The sequence below is a fragment of the Hydrogenophaga sp. genome (assembly GCF_019635465.1).
In the GTDB taxonomy this organism is placed as follows: Bacteria; Pseudomonadota; Gammaproteobacteria; order Burkholderiales; family Burkholderiaceae_C; genus Hydrogenophaga.
Window position 1 is genome coordinate 36,787 of the sequence record NZ_JAHBZK010000022.1, and the last position, 15,787, is coordinate 52,573.

The window sequence follows — 15,787 nt, forward strand, 5'->3', positions numbered from 1 at the left end:
CGGGCGGTTCATGCGGCACCTCGCATCGGTGGCACATCGTTCAAGCGCAGTTCTGCGGCGCGGGCGTGGGCCTGCAGGCCTTCACCGTAGGCCAGTTCGGCCGCCACGGCGCCCAGCGCCTGGGCGCCAGCGGCACTGACCTCGATCAGGCTGCTGCGTTTCTGGAAATCGTAGACACCCAGCGGCGAGGAAAAACGCGCGGTGCCACTGGTAGGCAGCACGTGATTGGGGCCGGCGCAATAGTCGCCCAGGCTTTCGCTCGTGTAGGCGCCCAGAAAGATGGCGCCCGCGTGCTTGAGCAGCGGCTCCCAGCGGTGCGGCTCGGCGCTCGACACCTCCAGGTGCTCGGGGGCGATGCGGTTGCTGATGGCGCAAGCCTCTGCCATGTCGCGCGTGTGGATCAACGCGCCGCGGTCGCTCAGGCTCTTGGCGATGATGGCCGCACGCGGCATGGTGGGCAGCAGCCGCTCGATGGCCGCCTGCACCGCATCGATGTAAGCCGCGTCGGGGCACAGCAGGATGCTTTGCGCGAGTTCGTCGTGTTCGGCCTGGCTGAACAGGTCCATCGCCACCCACTCGGCCGGTGTGCTGCCATCGGCCAGCACCAGGATCTCGCTCGGGCCGGCGATCATGTCGATGCCCACGGTGCCGAACACGCGCTTCTTGGCGCTGGCGACGTACGCGTTGCCCGGGCCGGTGATCTTGTCAACCTTGGGCACGGTGGCGGTGCCGTAGGCCAGCGCCGCCACGGCCTGGGCGCCGCCGATGGTGAAGGCGCGCGTGACACCGGCCACGTAGGCGGCAGCGAGAACCAGCTCGTTGCGCTCGCCCCGCGTGGACGTGGCCGAAGCGCCACCACCTTCCACACCGCCCGTGGCCACGCTGCCACGCACCGGCGTTGGCACCACCATGATGATCTCGGGCACGCCGGCCACGTGTGCCGGCACGGCATTCATGATCAAACTGGACGGATAGGCCGCCTTGCCGCCCGGCACATAGATGCCCACGCGGTCCAGCGGCGTGACCTTCTGGCCCAGCAGGGTGCCGTCCTCGTCGCGGTAGCTCCAGCTTTCGCCATTCGCCTTTTTCTGCGCCTCGTGGTAGCGGCGAACGCGCGCAGCGGCGTTTTGCAACGCCTCGCGCTGCGCAGCGGGCAAGGCATCAAACGCCGACTTGAAGTCCGCCTGCGTGAGTTCGAGTTCGCCCATGCTGGCAGCCTGCAGGCCGTCGAAGCGGGCGGTGTAGTCCAGCACCGCCGCATCGCCGCGCTGCTTCACGTCGGCCAGGATGTCCGCCACCCGCTGTTCGATCGCATGGTCCGTCTCGCTCGACCAGTGCAAGCGCTCGGCAAAGCGCGCCTCGAAGTCGGGCTGGGCGGTGGACAGGCGAAGGGGCGTGGCAACTGGGTTCATGCAGGGATGGGCGTAACGGCCTTGGCAAAGGCGTCGAGCAATGGGCGCAGGCGCGCCTGTTTGAGCTTGAGGGCCGCCTGGTTGACCACCAGGCGGGAGCTGATGTCCATGATGCGCTCGACCTCGACCAACTGGTTGGCTTTGAGCGTGTTGCCGGTGGACACGAGATCGACGATGGCATCGGCCAGACCGGTCAACGGCGCCAGTTCCATGCTGCCGTAGAGCTTGATCAGGTCCACGTGCACGCCCTTGGCCGCGAAGAAGTCGCGCGCGATGCTGGTGTACTTGGTGGCCACCCGCAGGCGCGAACCCTGGCGCACCGCAGAGGCGTAGTCGAAGTCGGCACGCACGGCCACGCTGACGCGGCAGCGGGCAATGTTCAGGTCGAGCGGTTGGTACAAGCCCTGGCCACCGTGCTCGATGAGCGTGTCCTTGCCTGTCACGCCCAGATCGGCGCCACCGTGCTCGACATAGGTGGGCACGTCGGTGGCGCGCACCAGCACCACACGCACGTCGGGCTGGTTGGTCGGCAGGATCAGCTTTCGCGACTTCTCCGGGTCTTCCAGCACCTCGATGCCGGCCGCGGCCAGCAGTGGCAGGGTCTCGTCGAAGATGCGCCCTTTGGACAGGGCCAATGTGATGGTCGGGCTCATTTGATCCGCTCGATGTCGGCGCCCAGGGCGCGCAATTTCACTTCCATCTGGTCGTAGCCGCGGTCGAGGTGGTAGATGCGGTCGACGGTGGTTTCACCCTCGGCCACCAGGCCCGCAATGACCAGGCTGGCGGAGGCGCGCAGATCGGTGGCCATGACGGTGGCACCCGACAGGCGCGGCACGCCCTCGACCATCGCCACCTTGCCTTCGGTCTGGATGCGCGCGCCCAGGCGAACCAGTTCGTTCACGTGCATGAAGCGGTTCTCGAAGATGGTCTCGGTGACCTTGCTGGCCCCTTCGGCCACGCAGTTGACCGTCATGAACTGGGCCTGCATGTCGGTCGGAAACCCCGGGTACTCGGTGGTGCGGAACGACTGCGCCTTCATGCGTCGGTTGGCGCGCACGCGGATGAACGGGCCCGCGGCATTGGCGCCCGCCTCGACCTCGGCACCCGCCTCGGTGAGCTTGTCGATGACGGCGTCCAGGTGGTCGGCACGGGCCTGTCGCAGCAGCACATCGCCGCCCGCAGCGGCGACCGCACACAGGAAGGTGCCGGCTTCGATGCGATCGGCCACCACGTCGTGCGCACAGCCGTTCAGGCGCTCCACGCCTTGCACATGGATGCGGCTGGTGCCATGGCCTTCGATCCGTGCGCCCATCTTGATGAGCATTTCGGCCAGATCGGTGACCTCCGGCTCCTGGGCCGCGTTTTCGAGCAGCGTCTCGCCTTCGGCCAGGGCCGCGGCCATCAGGAAGTTTTCGGTGCCGGTCACGGTGACCATGTCGGTGGCGATGCGCGCGCCGTGCAGCCTTTTGCGGCCTTTGGGCAGGGTCGCCACCATGTAGCCGTGATCGACAACGATCTCGGCGCCCATGGCCTGCATGCCCTTGATGTGCTGGTCCACCGGGCGTGAGCCGATGGCACAGCCACCGGGCAGCGACACCTTGGCCTTGCCGAAACGCGCCAGCAAGGGGCCGAGCACAAGCACTGAGGCCCGCATGGTCTTGACCAGGTCGTAGGGCGCCTCGGGCTTGAGCCCGTGCGGCGCACGCAAGGACATGCCACCGCGCTCGCCATGCGTCTCGGTGTGCACACCCATGTGGCTGAGCAACTGGCGCATGGTGGCCACGTCGCGCAGGCGCGGTACGTTGGTCAGCATGACCGTGTCTTCGGTCAGCAAGGCCGCACACAGCTCGGGAAGGGCCGCGTTCTTGGCACCGGAGATCGTGACTTCACCGCTGAGCGGGCGGCCACCACGAATGAGAAGCTTGTCCATGGGTGATCAGTTCTGCGCGGCCCACTCGGCCGGCGTGAGGGTCTTCATCGACAAGGCGTGCACCTCGTCCGTGTGCATGCGCTGGCCCAGGGTGGCGTACACCGCCTGGTGGCGCTGGATCGCGCGCTTGCCTTCAAAAGCGGTCGACACGATGACGGCCGACCAATGGCGGCCGTCGCCGGTCACGTCGACATGGTCGCAGGGCAGACCAGCGGCGATCAAGGATTGCAGTTCTTCGGCAGTCATGGGCAAGGTGGTACTCGGACGGCGAGACAGCCCGCCGTCGCTAAGGAATCAATGGCGGACTTTGTAACCCGTGCGCAGCAGGTGCAGGGCGATCGCGCTCACGAAGGCCAGGGCCACACCCACGAGCGCAAGGCTCAGCCAAGGTGACACGTCGCTGCGACCAAAGAAGCCATAGCGAAAGCCGTCGATCATGTAGAAGAAGGGATTGAGGTGGCTGACCCGTTGCCAGAATTCAGGCAGCGAATGGATGGAATAGAACACGCCCGACAGAAAAGTCATGGGCATGATGATGAAGTTCTGGAACGCCGCCATCTGGTCGAACTTCTCGGCCCACAGGCCCGCGATCAACCCCAGCGTGCCCAGCAAGGCCGCCCCCATGAAGGCAAACACCAGGATCCACAACGGCGCCACCAATGTCGGGCGGGCAAACCACCAGGCCACGACCATCACGCCGGCGCCAACCACCAGCCCGCGCACCACCGACGACCCGACATAGGCCACGAACCAGGCACGATGAGACAGGGGTGTGAGCAGCAGGAACACCACATTGCCCATGATCTTGCTCTGGATCAGTGACGAGCTGCTGTTGGCAAACGCGTTCTGCAGCACGCTCATCATCACCAGGCCAGGCAGCAGGAAGGCCGTGTAGTTCACCGAGTCGTAGACCTGTACCCGGTCTTCCAGCACATGGGCAAAGATCAACAGGTACAGCAGCGCGGTCATCACAGGCGCTGCCACGGTCTGGAAGGCCACCTTCCAGAAGCGCAGGATCTCCTTGTAGAACAGGGTCTGCCAGCCGGTCATGGCGTCACCTCCGTGCCCTGGGCCTGGGGCAGCCGCTGGGGGCCACTGCCGGTGAGGTCGAGGAACACATCTTCCAGATCGGCTTTACGCACCTCGATGTCCTCGGGCATGACACCCACCTCGCGCAGGCGCGACAGCACATGCTCGACCGCGTGTGCGTCCAGCGCCGGCATCTGCACCACTCGGCCGGTGATGCGCGCCTGCGCGGCCAGATCGGCCGGCAGCGCCGCGTCCGTCTTGAAGCGCAACACGTTGGAGGCGGCCCGCGCCAACAGTTCGGACGTGGACTCCAGCGCCACCACCTGGCCATGCTTGAGCATGGCGATGCGGCTGCAGAGGGCTTCGGCCTCTTCGAGGTAGTGCGTGGTCAGCAACACGGTGCTGCCCAGACGCTTGTTGAGACCGGAGACAAACTGCCACAGGGTCTGCCGCAGCTCCACATCCACCCCCGCCGTCGGTTCGTCCAGCACGATGACGGAGGGCTTGTGCACCAAGGCCTGCGCAATCAGCACGCGCCGCTTCATGCCACCCGAGAGCTGGCGCATGTTGGCGCTTCCCTTGTCGGCCAGGCCCAGTCCGGCCAGGAGTTCATCGATCCAGTCGTCGTTGTGCTTGATGCCGAAGTAGCCCGACTGGATGCGCAAGGTCTCGCGCACATTGAAGAACGGGTCGAACACCAACTCTTGCGGCACCACCCCCAATTGACGGCGTGCCGCCTGGTAGTCGCTCACCACGTCGTGGCCGTGCACCATGACACGGCCCTCGCTGGCCCGCGCCAGCCCGGCCAGGATGCTGATGAGCGTGGTCTTGCCGGCACCGTTGGGACCCAGCAGGCCAAAGAACTCGCCCGGCTCGATGTCGAACGACACCGATCGCAGGGCGTGAAGGGGGCCACGGGCGGTGGTGTAGGTCTTGGAAACGTTCTGGAATGAGACGGCAGGCATGCGCAGCAACACCGCTGAAGCGCGCGCAGCCCACGGGACATCCGGGGCGGCGGCGAACCGGGGATTTTACGGCGGGGGCCCGCCCCCACGGGCCGCAGGGCTGTGATGCGCTCAGGCGCCCAGCAGTGACTCCACGCCGTAGACCTGCACCAGGTCGCGCAATCGGGGGGGCCAATCGCTCACGGTCAGGGTACGGCCCTGGGCCTGAAGGTCCCGGCGCAGCTCAAGCAACACAGCCACGGCCGAGGAATCGAACTGCTTCAATTCACCCGCCGCCACGCAGACCTGCGCGCCCTGCTCCAGCGCCAGCGCCTGCCGCAACGACGCCAGCGTTGCCGCGGCGTCGTCGAGCATCAGGCGCGCGGGCAGGTGCGGCGCAGCCATCAATTGGCCTTGGCGGTGGCGCCACCCTTGTTGCGCTGGGCCAGCGACGCGATGAGCCCGTCGATGCCCTTGGCACCGATCTCCTGTGCGAACTGGGTGCGGTAGGTCTCCACCAGCCACACGCCCAGCACGTTGAGGTCGTAGATCTTCCAGGCGTCGCCCGATTTCTCGAGGCGGTAGTCGAGCTGAATGGGCTCGCCCTTGCCGCGCACTTCGCTGCGCACCACCACCTCGGTGTCTTCGGGCCGCATGCGCATGGGCTTGAAGCTCAGGGTCTGGTCCTTGACCTCGCCAAGCGCGCCCGAGTAGGTGCGCACCAGCAAGGACTTGAACTCGGTTTGCAGACGCTCTTGCTGCTCCGGCGTGGCCTGACGCCAGTAGCGCCCGACCGCCGACGCCGTCATGCGCGTGAAGTTGACGTTGGGCATGATCTTCGCGTCGACCAGCGCCACGATCTTGTTGACATCGCCGGCCTGGATGGCCGGATCGGCCTTGATGGTGTCCAGCACCTCGGTGGACAGGCGTTTGACCATGGCGTCGGGCGCCTCGGCGGCCGCAGCCGGGAGCGTCCAGGCGGCCAGCATCAGCGCCAGCGAAGCAAACCAGGTACGGCGGGACAGAAGTTGTTTCATTGGTTTCTCCAGGTGGTGCCACCCAACGGGGGACATCCTAGGCCTCGGAGGCGCAGGGACTGTGTCGGGTTCCGGTGGAAAGGTAGCGATTCGTATCGTGGGTTTGCGCTCACTTACTCGCTATTCCCCATCGCCGAGACCGATGCCCTTGTCGATCATGTCGTCGATCTGGCGCTGACGGCGGTTGAGGTAGAAGTCGCGCGTGAAGCTGTATTTGTCCAGCGCCGCCCCCTCCAGCAGGTTGGAAGCACGCAGCAACTGGGCACGGGTATCGACCGCGCGAAGCGCGTACAGGCTGTTTCGGGTTGGCACGTGGTCGACGTAGCCCACCGGGTCACCCACGGCATCCACCACCAAGCCGCCGGTATCGCGCACGGTGGAGGGCCCGAATATCGGCAGCACAAGGTAGGGACCCGACGGAACACCCCAGCGGCCCATCGTCTGACCGAAGTCGATGCGCGTGCGCGGAATGCCGGCTTCGCTGGCAATGTCGAGCACCCCCCCGAAGCCCAGCACCGTGTTGATGCTGAAACGCAGCAGGTTCTCGGTGGTTTCGCGAGGACGCAACTGAAAGCCGGCGTTGACCGCTGACCACAGGTCACCCAGGTTGCCAAAGAAGTTGTTGACCCCGGTGCGCAGCGGGCTGGGCGCCACATTCACATACGCGGTGGCCACCGGCTTGAACACGGCTTCGTCGGCGGCATCGTTGAACTTCTGCACGCCGCGGTTGAACGGCTCGAGCGGGTCGCGCGGGTTGGCATCGGGCCCGGTGGCACATCCAGCCAGCAAAGCGGCCGTCACCAGAATGGCCGCGGGCATTCGTAGCGCGCACGGTTGTTGATTCGACAGCATGAATACGTCCCTTCGATGGCCCGACGCGCTCAGGGCGCCTTCTCGCCGGCCGGCTTGTCACCGCCCTCGGCCGCCTTGCTGAACAGAAACTGGCCGATGAGATTTTCCAGCACCAGCGCCGACTGCGTCTGCGTCACCACCGCGCCGTCCGCAAGGTTGGCAGGGTCTCCGCCGGGTTCGATCCCGATGTACTGGTCACCCAGCAAGCCGCTGGTGAGGATCTTCATCGAGCTGTCCTTGGGAAAGCCGTAACGCTTTTCCAGGGACAGGGAAATGCTGGCCTGAAAGGTCTGGTCGTCAAACGCAATTTTTTCGACCCGACCCACCACGACGCCGGCGCTGCGCACCGCTGCGCCCGGCTTGAGCCCGCCGGCGTTGTCAAAGCGCGCAGTCACCCGGTAGGTCGGCTCGAAGTTCAAGCTCAGCAGGTTGGCCGACTGCAAGGCCAGGAACAGGATGGCCGCGCCGCCGATCAGGACGAACAGGCCCACCCAGAAGTCGTTCTTGGAGGTAGTCATGGTGGTTCTCCGAATCCGGTTCAGATGCTGAACATCATGGCGGTCAGCACAAAGTCGAGGCCCAGCACCGTCAGCGATGCCATGACCACCGTGCGTGTGGTGGCCCGGGACACGCCCTCGGGCGTGGCATGCGCCAGGTAACCCTGCAACAGGGCAATGAAGGTCACGGCGAATCCGAAGACGACGCTCTTGAGCACCCCATTGCCCACATCGGCCCAGACGTCAACACCGCCCTGCATCTGGCTCCAGAAGGCGCCGCTGTCGAGACCGATGAGGCCCACGCCGACCAACCAGCCACCCATGATGCCCACCGCACTGAACACCGCTGCCAACAGCGGCATGGTGATGACACCCGCCCAGAACCGCGGCGCGAGCACGCGCCGCACCGGGTCGACCGCCATCATCTCCATGGCGCTGAGCTGCTCGCCCGCCTTCATGAGACCGATCTCGGCCGTGAGCGAGGTGCCCGCCCGACCGGCGTAAAGCAGGGCACTGACCACCGGGCCGAGTTCGCGCACCAGGGACAGTGCCACCAGCAGCCCCAGCGCATCGGTCGCGCCATAGCGCTGCAGGGTGTAGTAGCCCTGCAAACCCAGCACGAAGCCCACAAACAGGCCCGAGACGCCGATGATCGACAGGGAGTGGTTGCCCAGAAAGTGGATCTGGTCGCGCACCAGACCAAAGCGCCGCATGGCCACGCCAACCAGGGCCACCAGCCGCATGAACAGCCGGGCGCCGTATCCCAGCGCCGTCAGGTGACGCCGCACGGCCGCGCCGACGCGGGTGGGATGCAGGGGGTTCATCGCCGGCCTCCGCCACCGAAGTCCTCGGCCAGCGACGGCGCGGGGTGATGGAAGCGCACCGGACCGTCGGGCCGGGCGTTGACGAACTGCGCCACCAGCGGATCGGTGCTGTGGCGCACTTCGTCGGGCGTGCCCTGAGCGGCAATGCCGCCGTTGGCCAGCACGATCACCTGATCGGCAATGCCAAAGGTTTCGTCGAGGTCGTGCGACACCACGATGCTGGTCAGGCCCATCGCATCGTTGAGCTCGCGGATCAAGCGCGCCGCGGTGCCCAGCGAGATGGGGTCCAGCCCGGCAAAGGGTTCGTCGTACATCACCAGCTCGGGGTCGAGCGCGATGGCGCGGGCCAATGCCACGCGCCGCGCCATGCCACCAGAGAGTTCGCTGGGCATGAGCCCGCGCGCACCGCGCAAACCCACGGCGTTGAGCTTCATCAGCACGATGTCGCGCACCAGGGACTCGGGCAGGTGGGTGTGTTCGCGCAGGGGGAAGGCCACGTTGTCGAACACGCTCATGTCGGTGAACAGCGCGCCGAACTGGAACAGCATGCCCATGCGCCGTCGTGCCGCGTACAGCGTGCGCTGGTCCATGGCGGTGACGTCGTTGCCATCGAACAGGGTCTGCCCGCTCTGTGCGCGGATCTGCCCGCCAATGAGGCGCAGCACCGTGGTCTTGCCACCACCGGAGGCGCCCATGAGCGCCGTGACCTTGCCACGGGGGACGGTGAGCGACACCTTGTCGAGGATGACCCGCTCACCGTAGCCGAAGGTGAGATCGCGCAGTTCGACAAGAGGGGGAGACGGGTCGGCACTCATGAAACAAAAGGCCGGGCAGAACCCGGCCGCCGCATGATACGGGAATCGGGGGTTTGCCCACCCCCGCACTTCCTTACGTTGCGGTAATCCAATGTCGGGCGCCGCGCGGACGGTCGCTGCGCGCGACCGGACGGCGCCCGCCGACGTTTCAGCGCGGCAGGTCGGAGAAACCCATCAGGAACTCGTCGACCGCGCGAGCGGCCTGGCGGCCCTCACGGATCGCCCACACCACCAGGGATTGGCCACGGCGCATGTCGCCAGCGGCAAACACCTTGGGCACGTTGGTGGCGTAGCCGCCAGTGAAGTCGGTGCTGGCCTTGGCGTTGCCACGCGGGTCCTTGTCGACGCCAAAGGCATCCAGAACGGTCGCCACCGGGTTCACGAAGCCCATCGCCAGCAGCACGAGGTCGGCCTGGTATTCCTTCTCGGAACCGGGGACCTCGACGAACTTGCCGTCCTTGAATTCGACATGCACGGTCTTGAGACCGGTGACCTTGCCGTTCTTGCCCAGGAACTCTTTGGTTGAGATGGCGAACTCGCGCGTGCAGCCCTCGTCGTGGCTGGAGCTGGTGCGCAGCTTGAGCGGCCAGTAGGGCCACACCAGGGGCTTGTTCTCCTGCTCGGGCGGCTGGGGCATCACTTCGAACTGCGTGACGCTGACCGCGCCGTGGCGGTTGCTGGTGCCCACGCAGTCGGAGCCGGTGTCGCCACCGCCGATCACGATCACGTGCTTGCCGTCGGCGCGCAGCTGGCCCTTGAGCTTGTCGCCGGCGTTGATCTTGTTCTGTTGCGGCAGGAACTCCATTGCGAAATGAATGCCCTCGAGGTCGCGCCCCGGCACCGGCAGGTCGCGGCTTTGCTCGGAGCCTCCGGTCAGCACCACGGCATCGAAGTCGGCCTTGAGCTGATCGGCGCTGACCGTCTCCTTGGCCCAGTTCGTCACCTTGCTGCCCGTGGGCATGGCGCCCACCAGCACGCCGGTGCGAAACGTCACCCCCTCGGCCTCCATCTGCGCCACGCGACGGTCGATGTGCGACTTCTCCATCTTGAAGTCGGGAATGCCGTAGCGCAGCAGGCCGCCGATGCGGTCATTCTTCTCGAACACCGTCACGTCGTGACCGGCACGCGCGAGCTGCTGAGCCGCCGCCATGCCGGCCGGGCCGGAGCCGACAACGGCGACCTTCTTGCCCGTCTTGTGTTTGGGCGGCAGCGGCTGCACCCAGCCTTCGGCCCAGGCCTTGTCGATGATGGCGTGCTCGATCGACTTGATGCCGACCGCATCGTCGTTGACGTTGAGCGTGCAGGCGGCCTCGCAGGGTGCGGGGCAGATGCGGCCGGTGAAGTCGGGAAAGTTGTTGGTGCTGTGCAGCACGGCGCTCGCGTTCTTCCAGTCGCCTTGGTACACGAGGTCGTTGAAGTCCGGAATGATGTTGTTGACCGGGCAGCCGCTGTTGCAGAACGGCGTGCCGCAGTCCATGCAGCGCGCGCCCTGGACCTTGGCCTGCGCGTCATCGAGCCCGACCACGAACTCTTTGTAGTGCTTGAGGCGGTCCTTGACGGGCGCGTAGCCCTCTTCCAGGCGCTCGAATTCCATGAAGCCGGTGACTTTTCCCATGGTGTGCTTCCTTCGATGTCGTGGGTCTGGTTATTTGGCGGGCGCGACCGCGGCCTTCTTGGCCGAGCCTTTGGCCTTGGTCGTGGCATCGGAGGCGGTCTGGCGGGCGTGGATTTCGGCCAGCGCGCGCTTGTACTCCGTCGGGAACACCTTGATGAACTTGGTGCGGGCCTGCTCCCAGTTATCCAGCAACTCACGCGCGCGCTTGCTGCCGGTCCAGCGGTTGTGGTCTTCCAGCAGTTTCTTGAGCTGGGCTTCGTCGGTCTGCCCACGGTGCCAGGTGGCGCGGTCGACGGACGTCTCCTGCACCTTGGCCGGCAGCACCGGCTCCAGACCCACCATTGCCGTGTTGCAGCGCTTGGCGAACTGGCCATCCTCGTCGTAGACATAGGCCACGCCGCCGCTCATGCCGGCCGCGAAGTTGCGCCCGGTCTTGCCGAGCACCGCCACCGTGCCGCCGGTCATGTATTCGCAGCCGTGGTCACCCGTACCTTCCACGACCGCGGTGGCACCGGACAGGCGCACCGCGAAACGCTCGCCGGCCACGCCGGAGAAGAAGGCTTCGCCGGTGGTGGCGCCGTACAACACCGTGTTGCCCACGATGATGTTCTTGGTGGGTTCGCCGCGGAAGTCGATGCTGGGGCGCACCACCACACGGCCGCCGGACAGCCCCTTGCCGGTGTAGTCGTTGGCGTCACCAATCAGGTACAGCGTGATACCGCGCGCCAGGAAGGCGCCAAACGACTGCCCACCCGTGCCTTCGAGCTGGATGCGGATGGTGTCGTCGGGCAGACCTTCGGGGTGGTGCTTGGTCAGCTCACCCGACAACATGGCGCCCACCGAGCGGTTGACGTTGCGCGCCACCTCGATGAACTGCACACGCTGGGCCTTGTCGATGGCCGGGCGGCACTTCTCGATCAACACCTGGTCAAGGGCCTTCTCCAGGCCGTGCTCCTGCGTTTCGGTGTGCAGGCGCGGCACGTCGGCCGGCATGGCCGGCGTGGCCAGCAGGCGGCTGAAGTCCAGTCCGCGCGCTTTCCAGTGCTCGATGCCGGCGCGCATGTCGAGCAGGTCGGCGCGGCCGATAAGCTCGTCGAACTTGCGCATGCCGAGCTGGGCCATGATCTGGCGCACCTCTTCGGCGATGAAGAAGAAGTAGTTCACCACGTGCTCGGGCTTGCCCGAGAACTTCTTGCGCAACGCGGGGTCCTGCGTGGCCACGCCGACCGGGCAGGTGTTGAGGTGGCACTTGCGCATCATGATGCAACCCTCGACCACCAGCGGCGCGGTGGCAAAGCCGAATTCGTCGGCCCCCAGCAGCGCACCGATGACGACGTCGCGGCCGGTCTTCATCTGACCATCGGCCTGCACACGGATGCGGCTGCGCAGGCGGTTGAGCACCAGGGTCTGCTGGGTCTCGGCCAGGCCGATCTCCCAGGGGCTGCCCGCGTGCTTGATGGACGACCAGGGCGATGCGCCGGTGCCGCCGTCGTGGCCGGCGATCACCACGTGATCGGCCTTGCACTTGGCCACGCCGGTGGCGATGGTGCCCACGCCCACTTCGGACACCAGTTTGACGCTGATGCTGGCGTGCGGTGCCACGTTCTTGAGATCGTGAATCAGCTGGGCCAGGTCTTCGATGGAGTAGATGTCGTGGTGCGGCGGCGGGCTGATGAGGCCCACACCGGGCACGCTGTAACGCAGCTTGCCGATGTACTCCGACACCTTGCCGCCGGGCAGCTGACCGCCCTCGCCCGGCTTCGCGCCCTGGGCCATCTTGATCTGCACCTGGTCGGCGCTTTGCAGGTATTCGGCCGTGACACCGAAACGGCCGGAGGCCACTTGCTTGATCTTCGAACGCAGGCTGTCACCGTCTTCGAGCGGCAGGTCGACCTCGACCACGTTGTCGCCAATGATGGACTTGAGCGTCTCACCCTTGGTGATCTTGATGCCCTTGAGTTCGTTGCGGTAACGGTTCTCGTCTTCACCACCTTCGCCGGTGTTGCTCTTGCCGCCGATGCGGTTCATGGCCACTGCCAGCGTGGCGTGCGCCTCGGTGGAGATGGATCCCAGCGACATTGCGCCGGTGGCGAAGCGCTTGACGATCTCCTTGGCGGGCTCAACTTCGTCCAACGCAATCGCCTTGGCCGGGTCGAGCTTGAACTCGAACAGGCCGCGCAGCGTCATGTGACGACGGCTCTGGTCGTTGATGATCTGGGCGTATTCCTTGTAGGTGTTCCAGTTGTTGGCGCGCGTGCTGTGTTGCAGCTTGGCAATGGCATCCGGCGTCCACATGTGCTCTTCGCCGCGCGTGCGCCAGGCGTACTCGCCACCGGCGTCGAGCATGCCCGCCAGCACCGGGTCGTCGCCAAAGGCTGCCCTGTGCATGCGGATGGCCTCTTCGGCGATCTCGAACACGCCAATGCCCTCGACCCGGCTGGCAGTGCCGGTGAAGTACTTGGCCACGGTGTCGGTGTTGAGGCCGATCGCTTCAAAGAGCTGGGCACCGCAGTAGCTCATGTAGGTGCTCACGCCCATCTTGGACATGATCTTGGAGAGGCCCTTGCCGATCGCCTTGATGTAGTTGTAGATCGCCTTGTCGGCGCTGAGCGCGCCGGGCATGTCCTTGTGGATGGCGGTCAGGGTTTCCATCGCCAGATAGGGGTGGACGGCTTCTGCGCCATAACCCGCCAGCACCGCGAAGTGGTGCACTTCGCGCGCGGTACCGGTTTCAACCACCAGACCGGCGCTGGTGCGCAGGCCTTCGCGGACCAGGTGCTGGTGAATGGCGGACAGTGCCAGCAAGGCGGGAATGGCCACCTGACCGGGGCCCACACCGCGATCGCTCACGATGAGGATGTTCTTGCCACCCTTGATGGCGTCGACGGCGGCCGCACAGAGCGAGGCCAGCTTGGCCTCCACGCCTTCGCGGCCCCAGCTCACCGGGTAGGTGATGTCGAGCGTGACGCTGCGGAACTTGCCCTGCGTCACCGATTCGATGTTGCGCAGCTTGGCCATGTCGCGGAAGTCGAGCACGGGCTGGCTCACTTCCAGGCGCATCGGCGGGTTGACCTGGTTGATGTCGAGCAGGTTGGGCTTGGGTCCGATGAAGGACACCAGCGACATCACGATGGCCTCGCGGATCGGATCGATCGGCGGGTTCGTGACCTGCGCGAACAGCTGCTTGAAGTAGTTGTAGAGCGCCTTGTTCTTGTCCGACAGCACGGCCAGTGGGCTGTCGTTGCCCATGGAGCCAATGCCCTCTTCGCCGTTGGCGGCCATGGGGCTGAGCAGGAACTTGATGTCTTCTTGCGAGTACCCGAAGGCTTGCTGCATGTCGAGCAGTTCGGGCGATACGCGCTCGACACCCGCGCCTTGCGGCTCGGTGCTGACGATGGGCAGTTCGCGCGCGTCTTCGCCCGCCACCGGCTGCTCGACGTCGTCGAGGCGGATGCGCAGGTTGTCGATCCACTGCTTGTAGGGCTTGCTGTTGGCGAGGTTGGCCTTGAGCTCCTCGTCATCGATCATGCGGCCCTGCTCCAGATCGATCAGGAACATCTTGCCCGGCTGCAAACGCCACTTGCGCACGATCTTGTTCTCGGGCACCGGCAGCACGCCCGACTCGGACGCCATGATGACCAGGTCATCGTCAGTCACGCAGTAACGCGAGGGGCGAAGGCCGTTGCGGTCGAGCGTGGCGCCAATCTGGCGGCCGTCGGTGAACACGATGGACGCTGGGCCATCCCAGGGCTCCAGCATGGCGGCGTGGTACTCATAGAACGCGCGACGACGCGGGTCCATGAGGGTGTGCTGCTCCCACGGCTCGGGGATCATCATCATCACCGCCTGCGACAGCGGGTAACCCGCCATGGTCAGCAGCTCCAGGCAGTTGTCGAAAGTCGCCGTGTCCGACTGCGTGGGAAAGCTGATGGGGTAGAGCTTTTGCAGGTCGGGGCCGAGCACCGGAGAAGACATGACGCCTTCGCGCGCCTTCATCCAGTTGTAGTTGCCTTTGACCGTGTTGATCTCGCCGTTGTGGGCGACATAGCGGTACGGGTGCGCCAGCGGCCACTCGGGGAAGGTGTTGGTGGAGAAGCGCTGATGCACCAGGCCCAGGGCCGAGACGCAGCGCGGGTCCTGCAGATCCTTGAAATAGGTACCGACCTGATCGGCCAGCAGCAAGCCCTTGTAGACCACGGTGCGGCTGCTCATGCTCACCACGTAGTACTCCTTGGAGTGCGTGAGCTTGAGTCGCTGAATGGCCGCGCTGGCGGTTTTGCGAATCACGTAGAGCTTGCGCTCCAGGGCGTCCTGCACGATCACGTCATTGCCGCGGCCAATGAACACCTGGCGGATGATGGGCTCTTTGGCGCGCACCGTCGGCGACATCGGCATGTCGAGGTTGACCGGCACGTCGCGCCAGCCCAGCAGCACCTGGCCCTCGGCCGCCACGGCGCGCTCCATTTCCTGCTCGCAAGCCAGTCGGCTGGCGTGCTCTTTGGGCATGAAGATCATGCCGACGCCGTACTCACCGGCGGGCGGCAGCGTCACGCCTTGTGCTGCCATCTCCTCGCGGTACAACGCATCGGGCATCTGGATCAGCAAGCCTGCACCGTCGCCCATCAGCTTGTCGGCGCCGACGGCGCCACGGTGGTCGAGGTTCTCCAGGATCTTGAGGGCCTGCTCGACGATGGCATGGGACTTCTCGCCCTTGATGTGGGCGACGAAGCCGACGCCACAGGCGTCGTGTTCGTTGGCGGGGTCGTACAGACCGTGTTGCTGGAGATGCTGCTGCTCGGCGACCGTGTTCATGGTGCGTCCTTCTGTCTAGG

The 15,787-nt window shown here is 65.8% G+C and carries 14 protein-coding genes; all 14 read right to left on the minus strand.

The features are described 5' to 3' along the window. Positions 1-8 precede the first annotated feature (8 nt). The 14 genes from hisD to KF871_RS17810 all read right to left on the minus strand — a co-directional run bounded on the left by hisD (position 9) and on the right by KF871_RS17810 (position 15,767). On the minus strand, positions 9-1,412 hold the full coding sequence (gene hisD / locus KF871_RS17745; RefSeq protein ID WP_291145659.1) for a histidinol dehydrogenase: 1,404 nt from the start codon (positions 1,410-1,412) through the stop codon (positions 9-11). Further along, the gene (hisG, locus tag KF871_RS17750) at positions 1,409-2,065 is read right to left on the minus strand and encodes an ATP phosphoribosyltransferase (protein WP_291145662.1); all 657 of its coding nucleotides are present in this window, start codon (positions 2,063-2,065) and stop codon (positions 1,409-1,411) included. Before hisG ends, hisD begins: the two co-directional genes overlap by 4 nt. Beyond that, positions 2,062-3,342 carry a UDP-N-acetylglucosamine 1-carboxyvinyltransferase gene (gene murA / locus KF871_RS17755; RefSeq protein ID WP_291145665.1) on the minus strand — a complete coding sequence of 427 codons (1,281 nt, stop codon included), beginning with the start codon at positions 3,340-3,342 and terminating at the stop codon, positions 2,062-2,064. Before murA ends, hisG begins: the two co-directional genes overlap by 4 nt. A gap of 6 nt (positions 3,343-3,348) precedes the next feature. Beyond that, positions 3,349-3,588 carry a BolA family protein gene (locus KF871_RS17760; RefSeq protein WP_291145668.1) on the minus strand — a complete coding sequence of 80 codons (240 nt, stop codon included), beginning with the start codon at positions 3,586-3,588 and terminating at the stop codon, positions 3,349-3,351. Between the two features lie 48 nt (positions 3,589-3,636). Further along, on the minus strand, positions 3,637-4,392 hold the full coding sequence (locus KF871_RS17765; RefSeq protein WP_291145671.1) for an ABC transporter permease: 756 nt from the start codon (positions 4,390-4,392) through the stop codon (positions 3,637-3,639). Continuing rightward, positions 4,389-5,336 (minus strand): ABC transporter ATP-binding protein, encoded by a 948-nt coding sequence (locus KF871_RS17770; protein ID WP_291145674.1) that lies wholly within the window; start codon positions 5,334-5,336, stop codon positions 4,389-4,391. The genes KF871_RS17765 and KF871_RS17770 overlap by 4 nt, the downstream gene beginning before the upstream one ends. Positions 5,337-5,447: 111 nt before the next feature. Continuing rightward, positions 5,448-5,720, minus strand: coding sequence for an STAS domain-containing protein (locus tag KF871_RS17775; protein ID WP_291145677.1), 273 nt, complete (start codon positions 5,718-5,720; stop codon positions 5,448-5,450). Beyond that, complete coding sequence (locus KF871_RS17780) at positions 5,720-6,304, minus strand: phospholipid-binding protein MlaC (RefSeq protein WP_291145781.1); 585 nt, start codon at positions 6,302-6,304, stop codon at positions 5,720-5,722. Before KF871_RS17780 ends, KF871_RS17775 begins: the two co-directional genes overlap by 1 nt. 168 nt (positions 6,305-6,472) lie before the next feature. Beyond that, entirely contained in the window at positions 6,473-7,171 is a 699-nt protein-coding gene (locus KF871_RS17785; protein WP_291145681.1) for a VacJ family lipoprotein, read from the minus strand. A gap of 62 nt (positions 7,172-7,233) precedes the next feature. After that, positions 7,234-7,722, minus strand: a complete 489-nt coding sequence (gene mlaD / locus KF871_RS17790; protein ID WP_291145684.1) for an outer membrane lipid asymmetry maintenance protein MlaD — start codon at positions 7,720-7,722, stop codon at positions 7,234-7,236. Between the two features lie 20 nt (positions 7,723-7,742). Further along, a complete protein-coding gene (gene mlaE / locus KF871_RS17795) occupies positions 7,743-8,525 on the minus strand; it encodes a lipid asymmetry maintenance ABC transporter permease subunit MlaE (RefSeq protein WP_291145686.1) in 783 nt (260 codons plus the stop codon). Continuing rightward, the gene (locus KF871_RS17800) at positions 8,522-9,340 is read right to left on the minus strand and encodes an ABC transporter ATP-binding protein (RefSeq protein WP_291145689.1); all 819 of its coding nucleotides are present in this window, start codon (positions 9,338-9,340) and stop codon (positions 8,522-8,524) included. The genes mlaE and KF871_RS17800 overlap by 4 nt, the downstream gene beginning before the upstream one ends. 148 nt (positions 9,341-9,488) lie before the next feature. Next, positions 9,489-10,955, minus strand: coding sequence for a glutamate synthase subunit beta (locus tag KF871_RS17805; RefSeq protein ID WP_291145692.1), 1,467 nt, complete (start codon positions 10,953-10,955; stop codon positions 9,489-9,491). 30 nt (positions 10,956-10,985) lie between these two features. Beyond that, positions 10,986-15,767 carry a glutamate synthase-related protein gene (locus tag KF871_RS17810; RefSeq protein WP_291145695.1) on the minus strand — a complete coding sequence of 1,594 codons (4,782 nt, stop codon included), beginning with the start codon at positions 15,765-15,767 and terminating at the stop codon, positions 10,986-10,988. Positions 15,768-15,787: the final 20 nt, after the last annotated feature.

Bases quoted from the DNA above. Each gene is read 5' to 3' on its own strand.
- hisD (WP_291145659.1), bottom strand. From the start codon at position 1,412: ATGAACCCAGTTGCCACGCCCCTTCGCCTGTCCACCGCCCAGCCCGAC.
- hisG (WP_291145662.1), bottom strand. From the start codon at position 2,065: ATGAGCCCGACCATCACATTGGCCCTGTCCAAAGGGCGCATCTTCGAC.
- murA (WP_291145665.1), bottom strand. From the start codon at position 3,342: ATGGACAAGCTTCTCATTCGTGGTGGCCGCCCGCTCAGCGGTGAAGTC.
- KF871_RS17760 (WP_291145668.1), bottom strand. From the start codon at position 3,588: ATGACTGCCGAAGAACTGCAATCCTTGATCGCCGCTGGTCTGCCCTGC.
- KF871_RS17765 (WP_291145671.1), bottom strand. From the start codon at position 4,392: ATGACCGGCTGGCAGACCCTGTTCTACAAGGAGATCCTGCGCTTCTGG.
- KF871_RS17770 (WP_291145674.1), bottom strand. From the start codon at position 5,336: ATGCCTGCCGTCTCATTCCAGAACGTTTCCAAGACCTACACCACCGCC.
- KF871_RS17775 (WP_291145677.1), bottom strand. From the start codon at position 5,720: ATGGCTGCGCCGCACCTGCCCGCGCGCCTGATGCTCGACGACGCCGCG.
- KF871_RS17780 (WP_291145781.1), bottom strand. From the start codon at position 6,304: ATGCTGGCCGCCTGGACGCTCCCGGCTGCGGCCGCCGAGGCGCCCGAC.
- KF871_RS17785 (WP_291145681.1), bottom strand. From the start codon at position 7,171: ATGCCCGCGGCCATTCTGGTGACGGCCGCTTTGCTGGCTGGATGTGCC.
- mlaD (WP_291145684.1), bottom strand. From the start codon at position 7,722: ATGACTACCTCCAAGAACGACTTCTGGGTGGGCCTGTTCGTCCTGATC.
- mlaE (WP_291145686.1), bottom strand. From the start codon at position 8,525: ATGAACCCCCTGCATCCCACCCGCGTCGGCGCGGCCGTGCGGCGTCAC.
- KF871_RS17800 (WP_291145689.1), bottom strand. From the start codon at position 9,340: ATGAGTGCCGACCCGTCTCCCCCTCTTGTCGAACTGCGCGATCTCACC.
- KF871_RS17805 (WP_291145692.1), bottom strand. From the start codon at position 10,955: ATGGGAAAAGTCACCGGCTTCATGGAATTCGAGCGCCTGGAAGAGGGC.
- KF871_RS17810 (WP_291145695.1), bottom strand. From the start codon at position 15,767: ATGAACACGGTCGCCGAGCAGCAGCATCTCCAGCAACACGGTCTGTAC.